The organism is Kitasatospora sp. NPDC059571 (assembly GCF_042735675.1).
Taxonomy (GTDB): Bacteria; Actinomycetota; Actinomycetes; order Streptomycetales; family Streptomycetaceae; genus Kitasatospora.
In genome coordinates, this window is record NZ_JBHWBW010000252.1 from 1 (window position 1) to 10,869 (window position 10,869).

Here is a 10,869-nt window from a genome sequence, read left to right on the forward strand (position 1 = left end):
ATGTCGGGCTGGGCGCGGGTTTCAGACCACACTTTGGCCCGGCGGTGTACCAGTGCTCGCGCACCGCGTCGGTGGGGCGGGGTGCGCCGAGTTCGGGCGTGCCCCAGGTCGCGAGGGCGTCGAGGACGGGGCCGAGGGCGAGCCCCCGCTCGGTGAGTCCGTACACGAACGCGCTGGCCGGGCGCTCCAGTCGGCGCCGCTCGACCAGGCCCTCGGCCTCCAGCTGCTTGAGCCGGGCGGCCAGGATGTCGGTGGAGACCCCGGGCAGGTCGGCGTGCAGGTCGGTGTAGCGGCGGGGCCCGCCGAGGAGTTCACGGACGATCAGGAGGCTCCAGCGCTCCCCCACCGCGTCCAGGGCGCGGGCGACGGCGCAGTACTGGTCGTAGCTTCGGCGTGGCATGGGCTCAGCATAGCCAAAAGGTTGGACTTTCCAAGTGCTTACTTGGTAGAACAAAGCAAGCAGAGGTGAGGTCGGGAGGACGCAGTGGAGTTTCGCCAGTCCAGCAAGCTGAAGGACGTGTGCTACGAGATCCGTGGCCCGGTGGTCGACCAGGCGAACGCCCTGGAGGAGGCCGGGCACAGCGTGCTGCGGCTGAACACCGGCAACCCGGCGCCGTTCGGCTTCGAGGCGCCTCCGGAGATCCTCCAGGACATCATCCGCAACCTGCCGAACGCCCACGGCTACAGCGACTCCCGCGGCATCCTGCCGGCCCGCCGCGCAGTGGTGCAGTACTACCAGCAGCGCGGCGTGAGCGGCATGACGGTCGACGACGTCTACCTGGGCAACGGCGCCTCCGAGCTGATCCAGATGGCCGTTCAGGCGCTGGTGGACGACGGCGACGAGGTCCTCGTCCCGATGCCCGACTACCCGCTGTGGACCGCCGTGGTCCGCTTCGCCGGCGGCAAGGCCGTGCACTACCTCTGCGACGAGCAGGCCGACTGGTACCCCGACCTCGACGACATCGCCGCGAAGATCACCGACCGGACCCGTGCGATCGTCGTCATCAACCCCAACAACCCGACCGGCGCGGTCTACTCGAAGGAACTGCTGGAGGGGATCCTCGACCTCGCCCGCCGGCACAACCTGATGGTGCTGGCCGACGAGATCTACGACAAGATCCTCTACGACGGCACCGAGCACCACTGCCTGGCCGCACTCGCCGACGACGTCCTCACCCTGACCTTCAACGGGCTCTCCAAGGCCTACCGGGTGGCCGGCTTCCGCAGCGGCTGGCTGGCCGTCTCCGGCCCGCGCCAGCACGCCAGGGACTACCTGGAGGGCCTCACCATGCTGGCCGGGATGCGGCTGTGCCCCAACGTCCCGGCCCAGTACGCGGTGCAGGCCGCGCTCGGCGGCCACCAGTCGATCAACGACCTGACCCTGCCGACCGGCCGGCTCACCGAGCAGCGCGACGTCGCCCACCGGGCGCTGAACGAGATCCCCGGGGTCAGCTGCGTCAAGCCGAAGGGCGCCCTGTACGCCTTCGCGCGGCTCGACCCGGCGGTGCACCCGATCGCCGACGACGAGAAGTTCGTGCTGGACCTGCTGCTCCGCGAGAAGATCCACGTCGTCCAGGGCACCGGCTTCAACTGGCCGCGGCCCGACCACTTCCGCTTCGTCACGCTGCCGCGCGCCGACGACCTGGAGACGGCGATCAACCGGATCGGCCGCTTCCTGGCCACCTACCGGCAGTGAATCCTCCGCGCCGTTGAACACCGCACCCCGCCCCGGGCCGGCCTCGCGCCCGCCCGGGCCCTGCCCTGCGGCCGGCGGCTCCGCCGTACGCTGACCACCATGACCGTGCTGCGCTCCGTCGCCCTGTTCGCCCTCGCCGCCCTGGCGGAGATCGGCGGCTGCTGGCTGATCTGGCAGACCGTGCGGGAGTCCCGGCCGTGGTGGCTGGCCGGGATCGGGGTGGTGGTGCTGGGCGGGTACGGCTTCGTGGCCGCCCTCCAGCCGGACGCGCACTTCGGGCGGGTGCTCGCCGCGTACGGCGGGGTGTTCGTGGCCGGTTCGCTGGCCTGGGGCGTGGTGGTGGACGGCTTCCGGCCGACCCGCTACGACCTGGCGGGCGCGCTGGTCTGCCTGGCCGGTGTGGCCGTGATCATGTACGGGCCGCGGCACTGACCTCGCGTCGGGGCCGGGAGGTGCGCCCGGTCCTGGCGCCGCGGGCGGCGGCGGGCTAGCATCACGTCAAGGAACAGACCGTTCTGTCTACTTGCCCGACTCCCGGAGAGGCATCCCATGCCCAAGCCGCCCGAGGCCGGAACCCAGGCCCCTGACTTCACCCTGCCCGGCCTGCTGCTGGACGGGGACACCGCCGAGCGCCGCGAGTACCGCCTCGCCGACGCCAAGGGCGGACCGCTGGTGCTGGTGTTCTACCCCGGCGACGACACGCCGGTCTGCACCAAGCAGCTCTGCGAGTACACCTCCGACCTGGAGCGCTTCGCCGGCCTGGGCGCCACCGTCTGGGGCGTCAGCCCGCAGGACCTGGACAGCCACGAGCGGTTCGCCCGCAAGCACCGGATCGGCTTCCCACTGCTCGCCGACCCCGACCGCACCGTGGCGAAGGCCTACGGGATCGCCGTGCCCGGCCTCGGGCTCCGGCGTTCGGTCTTCATCCTGGACGCCGATCTGACGGTGCGCTGGAAGCACGTCGCGCTCGCCGGGCTGACCTTCCGGCACAGCGACGAGCTCGCCGCGCAGCTCGCCGCCCTGGGCTGAGCGCACGACGGCCCGCCCCGCCACAGGGAGCGGGGCGGGCCGGGCCGCTGCTGCCGGGTCAGTGCTCCCGGCACTCGCCCGCGCGGCGGGCGACGGTGTAGTGGTCGACCTGCGTGCCGTCCTCGGCCAGCGCGGTGACCTTCATGGTGGTCGTCCGGCCCCGGTGAGCCGGGGTGACGTCCACCTTGATGAACGAGTAGCCGGTGTAGCGCACCCGCGACCACTCGACGGTCTCCGGCACCTTCACCCCGCCCTTGGCGAAGTGGTAGGTGTTCACCGAGTCCTGGTGGTTCTCGTGGCCCTCGTAGGTGTCGGGGGCGTCGAAGAAGTACAGGCTGCGGCCGGCCGCGCCCGCGGTCACGTAGACCACGCCGTCCTTGGCCGGCTCGACGGTGCCGCCGCTGGGCACGGCCTTGGCGACCTTGTTGCCGAGGATGGCGTCGGTGCGCTCGTAGACGTGGTTGTGGCCGTTGATGACCAGGTCCACCCGGTACTTCTCGAACAGCGGCACCCAGGCCTCGCGGACACCGCCCTCGGAGGCGTGCTGGTGCGTGGTGGAGAAGGCGCAGTGGTGGAAGAAGACCACGATGAAGTCGATGCTGTCGTCGCCGCGCAGCTCCCGCAGGCGGCGGTCCAGCCAGGCGGTCTGCCGGCCGGCGGTGATGCCCAGGTTCGCCGGGATCTCGTACGAGACGTCGTTGGCGTCCAGCGAGATGACGCCCACGTTGCCGTACTTGAAGGAGTAGACGCCCGGGGCGGTGCGCGGGTCGGGGCCGTTGTCCGGCAGGAAGAAGCGGGCGTTCTCGCCGCCGTACCCGTTGTGCGAGTACCAGGCCTCCATGTCGTGGTTGCCGTAGGAGACCATCCAGGGGACCTTCGCGGCCACCGTCTCGGTCTGGGCCAGGAAGGAGTCCCAGGTGGTGGCGGTGTACACCGACTTGTCGGAGTCCTGGCCGGAGCCGGCCGGGTCGGCGTAGCAGATGTCGCCGGCGTGCAGGTGGAAGGCCGGCTTCTGGGCGAGGATCACGTGGTCGTTGCCGGCCGCGTGCGCGGAGACGCCCTGGTCGCCGAAGGCGGTGAAGGTGAACGGCGCGAACGGCCGGTGGTGGCGGCCGTGCCGGGACGGCGCGGTGCGGAACGTCTGCAGGGTCGAGATGGCCTGCTGCGAGGCCGGGTCGAAGCCCTGGTGGCCGACACCGTAGTAGTAGGTGGTGTCGGGCTGCAGCCGGTCCAGCTCGACGTGCAGGTAGTACTGGTCGACCGGGGTGCCGGTCGGGGTCAGCGCGGGGGTGTGCAGCGCGCGCACCTCGGCCTCGATCTTGTGGCCGAGGTCCCACGGGTGGCGGCCGAAGCGCAGGAACGGCTTCTTGACCGCGGCGGGGACCTGCCAGGAGACCCGGAACTGGGTGTCCGGCTCGGCGCCGAAGGCGAGGTGCCGGCCGACCGGGGCGACCAGCGAGCCGTCCACGGCGTCGGTGCGGGTGCCCGTGGCGGGAGCGGCGGCCACGGCGGTGCCCGGGCCGAGCGCACCGCCGACGGCCAGCACGCCGACCGTCACGGCGCTGGAGCGCAGCATCCGGCGGCGGGACAGCCGGCTGCGCAGGTACTCGTGCTGCTCGGCCATGCTCATGCGGTCGGCGAGCTCGTCGGGCACGCCCATGCGTGGGATATCCATGGCGTGGAGATTCTCAGCGGTGGTTGGCCCGGACACGGACGTCCGGTGAACGGGCGTCGTCGTGTCGGGCCGAGCCGCCGCAACATCAGGTCATGTGTTCGTAAAATCGCCCGACGGACCGTCAGGGCGTCCGGCTGACCGCGCGCACCCGCGAGGGCGGCGAGGCGGTGGCGTCCGGCCACGGCGCGCCGGGCCGGCTCGCCTTCCACCGGGTCGACCTCGCGGACGGCGCGGGCACGGCCGCCCTGACCGTCTCCCTGACGGGACCCGGCGCGGTCGCCGTCGAGCTCCACCTGGGCGGGGCGGTCACCCGGATCGAGGTGCCGGCCACCGGCGGCCCTGCCGCGTGGACCACCGCGACCGCCCCGCTGGCCGCGCCGGTCAAGGGGGTCCACGACCTGGTGGTGGTACTGCGCGGCGCGCTGGGGCTCGCCGATCTGCTGCTCACCTCCTGAGCTCCGGCCGGGCCGGCGGCACCGTTGACAGCCGCCCGCGCCCGGCTCGATGCTCTCGGTGACCGGGTGAACACGCCGATCACACCAGGGGGAACGCACCATGACGACCGCTCGGACCGCCGGACCGCTTCCCAAACCGCTCAGGACCGCCATCGTCCTGCTCGCCCTGCAGGCCGCCTTCAACGTACTGGGCGGCGCGCTGCTGCTCATGCTCGCCTCGGACGAGGCCGACCACGGCGGCGACTCCGCCGGCCTGCTCGCGCTGTTCGGCTGGGTGTCCCTGGTGATCGCCCTGCTGCTGGCCGTGAGCGCCGCCGCCACGCCGCGCGGCGCGGCCTGGGTGCGCACCACCGTGATCGCGGTGGAGGTGCTGGCGGTCCTCGGATCGGCCGTGTCGCTGTTCTCCGGGGCCTTCACCGCGGTGGCCGGGATCGCCATCGCGGTGTTCATCATCCGCGCCTACGCCTCCGCCGACGCCAAGCGCTGGTTCGGCTGACCGGCCGGCCCGGGCGGGCACGGCCGACCGCCGCCGCCCCCGGTACGCCGGGCACCCGCCCGGGCCGGGGGCGGCCGCGGTCAGAGCGGGTCGCCCGGCAGCGCCGCGTAGGCCGTCCGCAGCGCCTCGACCACCGGGTGCACGGGCGGCAGCGCGACCCCGTCCACCGCGGCCAGCGGGCGCACCCCGATCGCGGCGTTGGTCGCGAAGCCCGCCGCCATGCCCTCGGCCGAGCGCACCTCGGCGCCGCGCCACGGCCCCAGCGACTGCAGCAGCCGCATCGTGGTGCCCGGCAGGTGGGCCGCCTGCGGCCAGAGCACCGCACCGTCCCGGACGAACCCGGCGTTCCAGGTGCCGCCCTCCGAGATCGCCCCCGTCCGGTCGGTGAACAGCGCGTCGTCGAACCCGGCCGCCTGCGCCTGCCGGCGGTGGTGCAGCGCACCGTACAGCCCGACCCCCTTCACCTCCGGCAGGTCCCGCTCGTACCGGACGGTGCGCACCCGCAGCGGCCCCAGGACCGCCGGGCCCGCCGGACGGACAGTCACCAGCACCCGGGGGTGGGCCGGTGCACCGATCGTGCCGACGTCCAGCGCCGGGTCGTAGACCGTCACCCGGATCACCGCCGCCCCGCTCGCCGGCGCCGCCCGGCGCGCGTACGCCCGCACCCGCTCCGGGTCCAGCTCGGCACCGAACAGCACCCGGCAGTCCCGGGCCAGCCGGTCCAGGTGCAGCGCCAGACCGCGGACCAGGCCGTCCTCCACCCGCATGGTCGTGAAATGGCCGTAGTTGGTGAGCGCCAGCGCCTGGAGCTGCGCCGGCTCGGCCGGCCTGCCGTCGAGTTCCGCCATGCCGCAAGCATGGCATCCGCCACAGCGGTAGCATCCGGCTCGACCTGCGGAGGGGGAGCATGACGGCGATCGCCGTGACCGGCCACCTGAACCTCACCGGGGAGACCGTCCCGCTGGTCCGCGCGGAGCTGCGGCGGCTGCTCGCCGAGCGCGGCGCCGGGCCGCTGACCGGCCTCTCCTGCCTCGCCCCCGGCGCCGACACGCTCTTCGCCGACGAGGTGCTGGCGGCCGGCGGCCGGCTGGTCGCGGTGCTGCCCTCGATGGGCTACCGCCGGGCGTTCGCCGCCGGGCAGCTGGCCGACCTGGACCGGCTGCTGGCCGCCGCCGCGGAGGTGGTGATCATCCCCCGGCCCGAACCGGACGACCTCGCCTACCAGCAGGCCAACGCCGAACTACTGCGCCGCGCCGACCTGTTGGTCGCGGTCTGGGACGGACTGCCGGGCAGCGGGCCGGGCGGCACCGCCGATGCGGTGGCGGCCGCCCGGCGCAGCGGTGTGCCGGTGCTGGCCGTCTGGCCGACCGGCGCCGCCCGGGCTGTCGGCTGACCCTGCGGGCAGAGCCGGCCGGCCGGGTACGGTCAGCCGGGCAGGCCGTCGCGGACGCGCCGCGAGACGGTGAACTCCTGCAGGTCGAGGGTGCCGGGCGGCGGGACCACGCCGGGGCCGCCGGCCCGGACCCACTCCGCCACCTCGTCGATCATGTCCTCGGAGAGCACCCAGCCGAGCCAGACCGGGCGGCCGCCGGCGAGCCGGCCCTCGGTGGAGGGGCCGACCACGACCACGTTGGAGTGCCCGCAGACGTCCAGGCAGTCCACCGCGCGGACCCGGCCCGCACTGCCGACGCCCTCGCGGAGCCGGGCCAACTGCCCGGCGTGGTCCACCCCCGGGTGCTTGGCGGCGGTGCCGCAGCAGCAGCCGCGGCAGACCGTGACGGTGACCGGTGCGGACGCGGCCGGGGCCTGGTCGCGCGTGCGTCGGGCCATCGGGTTCCCTCCCTGGTGAGCGGGGGCCGAGCGGCCGGCCCCCGGAGGGATTCTGCCGCAGTGGATCACCCGCTCGGCGCGCGGCCCCGCCCGACCGTGCTTATGGTGATCGCACCATCACACTCCGCACCCCTGCGTGGACCGCCGTCCGGCGGGTGCGAACGAGGAGAGGACCCCACCCGTGATCACAGCCCGTGACATAATGCACCGCGGCGCCCAGTGCGTCGATGCGGACCAGACGCTGATGGACGCCGCCAAGATGATGCGCGACCTGGACGTCGGCGCACTCCCGATCTGCGGCCCGGACAAGCAGCTCAAGGGCATCATCACCGACCGCGACATCGTGCTGCGCTGTCTGGCCGCCGGCAAGGACCCGGCCACGATGAAGGCGATGGACCTCGGCGGCCACCTGCACTGCGTCAGGGCGGACGACGACATGGAGACGGTGCTGAAGAAGATGGAGCAGCACCAGATCCGCCGGATGCCGGTGATCGACGAGCACGACAAGCTGGTCGGCATGATCAGCGAGGCCGACCTGGCCAGCGGGCACCGCGACGGACAGCGCCTGACGGACCGTCAGATCATCGAGTTCATGGACAGCATCTACGTGAACCGCTGACCGCGGCGCACGCGGCGGTGGCGTCGGCCCGTGAGGGGTCGGCGCCACCGCCGTGGTGCCGCGGCCGGCGAACGGCAGCGGGCGGGAGGGCGCCGGGTCAGGCGGTGGCCTCGGCTGCCGCGCGGCCGGCGGCACGGCCGGAGAACAGGCAGCCGCCCAGGAAGGTGCCCTCCAGCGAGCGGTAGCCGTGCACCCCGCCGCCGCCGAACCCGGCGGCCTCGCCCGCCGCGTACAGCCCGTCGAGCACGGAGCCGTCGGCGCGCAGCACCCGGGAGGAGAGGTCGGTCTGCAGGCCGCCGAGCGACTTGCGGGTGAGGATGTTGAGCCGCACCGCGATCAGCGGGCCCGCCTTGGGGTCGAGCAGGCGGTGCGGGGCGGCGGTGCGGATCAGCTTGTCTCCGAGGTAGCGGCGCGCCCCGTGCACCGCGGTCACCTGGAGGTCCTTGGTGAACGGGTTGGCCATCTCGCGGTCCCGGGCCTCGACCTCGCGGCGCAGCTCGGCGGCGTCGATCGGTGCCTGGGGCGTCCTGGCGTTCATGCCGCGGACGAGCTCCTCCAGGGTGTCGGCGACCACGAAGTCCGCGCCGTGCTTCTTGAACGCCTCGACCGGCCCGGTGGCGCCGGGCAGCGCCCGGCCGAGTACGCCCTTGACGGACTTCCCGGTGAGGTCCGGGTTCTGCTCGGAGCCGGAGAGGGCGAACTCCTTCTCGATGATCTTCTGGGTGAGCACGAACCAGGTGTGGTCGTACCCGGTGGTCATGATGTGTTCGAGGGTGCCGAGGGTGTCGAAGCCGGGGAAGAGCGGGACGGGCAGCCGGCGGCCGCGGGCGTCCAGCCAGAGCGAGGACGGGCCGGGCAGGATCCGGATGCCGTGCATCGGCCAGATCGGGTCCCAGTTCTCGATACCCTCGGTGTAGTGCCACATCCGGTCGCCGTTGACCAGGCGGCCGCCGGCGTCGCCGGCGATGCCGAGCATCAGGCCGTCGACGTGGGCCGGCACGCCGGAGAGCATCCGCTCGGGCGGGGTGCCGAGCCGGGCCGGCCAGGCCTTGCGGACCAGGTCGTGGTTGCCGCCGATGCCGCCGGAGGCGACCACCACGGCCTGGGCGCGCAGCTCGAAGGAGCCGGCGACGGTGCGCGAGCTGGACTCGCCGCGGCGGGCGTCGCTGCGCTCCAGGATCTCGCCGCTGACGGTGTCCAGGGTGCCGCCGGAGGCGGACAGGCCGGTGACCCGGTGCCGGAAGCGGAAGTCGACCAGGCCCCGGCCGGCGGCGGCCTTGACCCGGCGGGCGAAGGGCTCGACCAGCCCGGGGCCGGTGCCCCAGGTGATGTGGAAGCGCGGCACCGAGTTGCCGGGGCCGGTCGCGGTCAGTCCGCCGCGCTCGGCCCAGCCGACCACCGGGAAGAATCGCACGCCGAGGCCGCGCAGCCAGGACCGCTTCTCCCCGGCGGCGAAGTCGACGTAGGCCTCGGCCCAGCGGCGCGCCCAGTCGTCCTCGGGGCGGTCGAAGCCGGCGGTGCCGAGCCAGTCCTGCCAGGCCAGGTCGCGGGAGTCGCGGATCCGCATCCGGCGCTGCTCGGGCGAGTCGACCAGGAACAGGCCGCCGAACGACCAGTGCGCCTGCCCGCCGAGGGAGGCGGCCGGCTCCTGGTCGAGCAGGATCACCCGGCGCCCGGCATCGGCGAGTTCGGCGGTGGCGACCAGGCCGGCCAGGCCGGCTCCGATCACGATGACGTCGGCGTCCAGTGCCATCCGGGCGGTCCTCCTGTGCGGGTGCCGAGCTGGGTGCGGGGCGGCTGGTCTGCATCCTGCGGCCTGGGCGGCCACCGGTCAACCGGCGGGTAACATGCCGCGCCGGGAATTACGCTCCTCCGGGTAGCAGAAATGCCGAACGATCCGCCATGGAGCGTAATTCGAGGGCCTCCTGACGGAATTTCAGACACCAATTCCGGTGGAATATCTGGACAGCCACTTAACCTGCCAGTAACTTACCGATCAGTAAGTGGCCCCCACCCTCCCTCCCGTTTCTCTCCCCCAGGAGGAACCGTGCTCAGCCACGCCCTGAAGCGATCGTCCGTCCTGGTCGGCACCGCCCTCCTGGCCGCCGCCACCTCGGTGTTCGGCGCCACCGGCGCCCGTGCCGCGGCCCCCGCCGGCAGCTATGTCGCACTCGGTGACTCGTACGCGGCCGGCGCCGGTGTACCGGGCCAGTCGGCCGGGCTCTGCCTGCGTTCGGACCACAACTACGGCCACCTGGTGGCGTCCGCGCTCGGGAGCAGCAGCTACCGGGACGTCACCTGCGCCGCCGCCAAGACCTCGGATCTCACGCACGCCCAGTACGACCTCCTGCTGCGGGTCAACGACCCCCAGCTGGACGCCGTCTCGGCCGGCACCGACCTGGTCACCCTGGGCATCGGCGGCAACGACCTCGGCACCTCCGACCTCGGCATCGGCGACGTCATCGCGACCTGCCTCGCCGGCGCGGTCGTCAACCCGTTCGGGACCCCCTGCCACGACGTCTACGCCCACGGCCACTGGGACTTCCGCACCTGGTCCTGGGTGTACGGCGACGACACCCTGGTGCGGCGGATCGACGCCGCCGCACCGCAGATCGCCGACGCCCTGCAGCGGATCCGCGCGAAGGCCCCGCACGCCCGGGTGCTGCTGGTCGGCTACCCGTCGGTGCTGCCGGAGAACGAGCGGGACTGCATCGGCCGCCAGCCGATCACCACCGGCGACGTCGCCTACCTGCGCGGCATCCTCGGCCGGGTGAACTCCATGCTCGCCGCCACCGCCGCCGCCAACGGCGCGCAGTACGTCGACACCCTGAGCGCCACCCGCGGCCACGACGTCTGCTCCGGCGACCGCTGGATCGAGGGCGCGCTGCCCGGCTCCCCCGCCGTCCCGTTCCACCCGAACGCCAAGGGCGAGCAGGCGATGGCCCGCGCGGTGCTCGCGACGCTCGGGAACTGACCGGCCGGGGGGGGGGGGGGGGGGGGCGCCCGCGCCCCCCCCGGCCCCCCCCGCCCGCCCCGCCGCCCCCGCGCGCGCGCGCGCCACGCCCCCCA

Annotated in this window: 12 protein-coding genes and 1 pseudogene; 8 read left to right on the plus strand and 5 right to left on the minus strand. The window is 73.6% G+C overall.

Annotated features, from left to right (window positions below):
• Positions 1-400, minus strand: a 400-nt coding sequence (locus ACFV0G_RS24590; protein ID WP_380551808.1) for a winged helix-turn-helix transcriptional regulator, incomplete at its 3' end; no start/stop codon positions are given.
• An 84-nt stretch (positions 401-484) separates the two neighbouring features.
• On the opposite strand from ACFV0G_RS24590, the gene ACFV0G_RS24595 reads away from it, so the two are divergent.
• The 3 genes from ACFV0G_RS24595 (at position 485) to ACFV0G_RS24605 (ending at position 2,725) form a co-directional block, all read left to right on the plus strand.
• The gene (locus tag ACFV0G_RS24595; protein WP_380551811.1) at positions 485-1,696 is read left to right on the plus strand and encodes a pyridoxal phosphate-dependent aminotransferase; all 1,212 of its coding nucleotides are present in this window, start codon (positions 485-487) and stop codon (positions 1,694-1,696) included.
• Between the two features lie 99 nt (positions 1,697-1,795).
• A complete protein-coding gene (locus ACFV0G_RS24600) occupies positions 1,796-2,128 on the plus strand; it encodes a YnfA family protein (RefSeq protein WP_380551814.1) in 333 nt (110 codons plus the stop codon).
• Positions 2,129-2,245: 117 nt separating this feature from the next.
• A complete protein-coding gene (locus ACFV0G_RS24605) occupies positions 2,246-2,725 on the plus strand; it encodes a peroxiredoxin (RefSeq protein ID WP_380551817.1) in 480 nt (159 codons plus the stop codon).
• Positions 2,726-2,783: 58 nt separating this feature from the next.
• On the opposite strand, the gene ACFV0G_RS24610 is transcribed toward ACFV0G_RS24605, so the two are convergent.
• Positions 2,784-4,400, minus strand: coding sequence for a purple acid phosphatase family protein (locus tag ACFV0G_RS24610; protein ID WP_380551820.1), 1,617 nt, complete (start codon positions 4,398-4,400; stop codon positions 2,784-2,786).
• 128 nt (positions 4,401-4,528) lie between these two features.
• Between ACFV0G_RS24610 and ACFV0G_RS24615 the strand changes: the two are divergent.
• Positions 4,529-4,855, plus strand: a pseudogene (locus tag ACFV0G_RS24615) (carbohydrate-binding protein); the annotation flags it as partial.
• A gap of 100 nt (positions 4,856-4,955) precedes the next feature.
• Positions 4,956-5,351: a hypothetical protein gene (locus ACFV0G_RS24620; protein WP_380551823.1), complete on the plus strand. Its 396-nt coding sequence runs from the start codon at positions 4,956-4,958 to the stop codon at positions 5,349-5,351.
• Between the two features lie 80 nt (positions 5,352-5,431).
• On the opposite strand, the gene ACFV0G_RS24625 is transcribed toward ACFV0G_RS24620, so the two are convergent.
• Positions 5,432-6,199, minus strand: a complete 768-nt coding sequence (locus ACFV0G_RS24625) for an aminotransferase class IV (RefSeq protein WP_380551826.1) — start codon at positions 6,197-6,199, stop codon at positions 5,432-5,434.
• A 59-nt stretch (positions 6,200-6,258) separates the two neighbouring features.
• Here ACFV0G_RS24625 and ACFV0G_RS24630 point away from each other — a divergent pair, with 59 nt between their 5' ends.
• Positions 6,259-6,744 (plus strand): hypothetical protein, encoded by a 486-nt coding sequence (locus ACFV0G_RS24630; RefSeq protein WP_380551829.1) that lies wholly within the window; start codon positions 6,259-6,261, stop codon positions 6,742-6,744.
• 32 nt (positions 6,745-6,776) lie between these two features.
• On the opposite strand, the gene ACFV0G_RS24635 is transcribed toward ACFV0G_RS24630, so the two are convergent.
• Positions 6,777-7,181, minus strand: coding sequence for a (2Fe-2S) ferredoxin domain-containing protein (locus ACFV0G_RS24635; protein ID WP_380551832.1), 405 nt, complete (start codon positions 7,179-7,181; stop codon positions 6,777-6,779).
• Between the two features lie 202 nt (positions 7,182-7,383).
• On the opposite strand from ACFV0G_RS24635, the gene ACFV0G_RS24640 reads away from it, so the two are divergent.
• Positions 7,384-7,800: a CBS domain-containing protein gene (locus tag ACFV0G_RS24640; protein WP_380551835.1), complete on the plus strand. Its 417-nt coding sequence runs from the start codon at positions 7,384-7,386 to the stop codon at positions 7,798-7,800.
• Positions 7,801-7,897: 97 nt separating this feature from the next.
• Here the strand turns inward: ACFV0G_RS24640 and ACFV0G_RS24645 are convergent, their stop codons facing one another.
• Entirely contained in the window at positions 7,898-9,553 is a 1,656-nt protein-coding gene (locus ACFV0G_RS24645) for an FAD-binding dehydrogenase (protein ID WP_380551838.1), read from the minus strand.
• 294 nt (positions 9,554-9,847) lie between these two features.
• Here ACFV0G_RS24645 and ACFV0G_RS24650 point away from each other — a divergent pair, with 294 nt between their 5' ends.
• Positions 9,848-10,774: an SGNH/GDSL hydrolase family protein gene (locus tag ACFV0G_RS24650; RefSeq protein WP_380551841.1), complete on the plus strand. Its 927-nt coding sequence runs from the start codon at positions 9,848-9,850 to the stop codon at positions 10,772-10,774.
• The last annotated feature ends 95 nt before the right edge of the window (positions 10,775-10,869 follow it).

Bases quoted from the DNA above. Each gene is read 5' to 3' on its own strand.
- ACFV0G_RS24635 (WP_380551832.1), bottom strand. From the start codon at position 7,181: ATGGCCCGACGCACGCGCGACCAGGCCCCGGCCGCGTCCGCACCGGTC.
- ACFV0G_RS24620 (WP_380551823.1), top strand. From the start codon at position 4,956: ATGACGACCGCTCGGACCGCCGGACCGCTTCCCAAACCGCTCAGGACC.
- ACFV0G_RS24625 (WP_380551826.1), bottom strand. From the start codon at position 6,199: ATGGCGGAACTCGACGGCAGGCCGGCCGAGCCGGCGCAGCTCCAGGCG.
- ACFV0G_RS24640 (WP_380551835.1), top strand. From the start codon at position 7,384: ATGCACCGCGGCGCCCAGTGCGTCGATGCGGACCAGACGCTGATGGAC.
- ACFV0G_RS24610 (WP_380551820.1), bottom strand. From the start codon at position 4,400: ATGGATATCCCACGCATGGGCGTGCCCGACGAGCTCGCCGACCGCATG.
- ACFV0G_RS24630 (WP_380551829.1), top strand. From the start codon at position 6,259: ATGACGGCGATCGCCGTGACCGGCCACCTGAACCTCACCGGGGAGACC.
- ACFV0G_RS24645 (WP_380551838.1), bottom strand. From the start codon at position 9,553: ATGGCACTGGACGCCGACGTCATCGTGATCGGAGCCGGCCTGGCCGGC.
- ACFV0G_RS24605 (WP_380551817.1), top strand. From the start codon at position 2,246: ATGCCCAAGCCGCCCGAGGCCGGAACCCAGGCCCCTGACTTCACCCTG.
- ACFV0G_RS24600 (WP_380551814.1), top strand. From the start codon at position 1,796: ATGACCGTGCTGCGCTCCGTCGCCCTGTTCGCCCTCGCCGCCCTGGCG.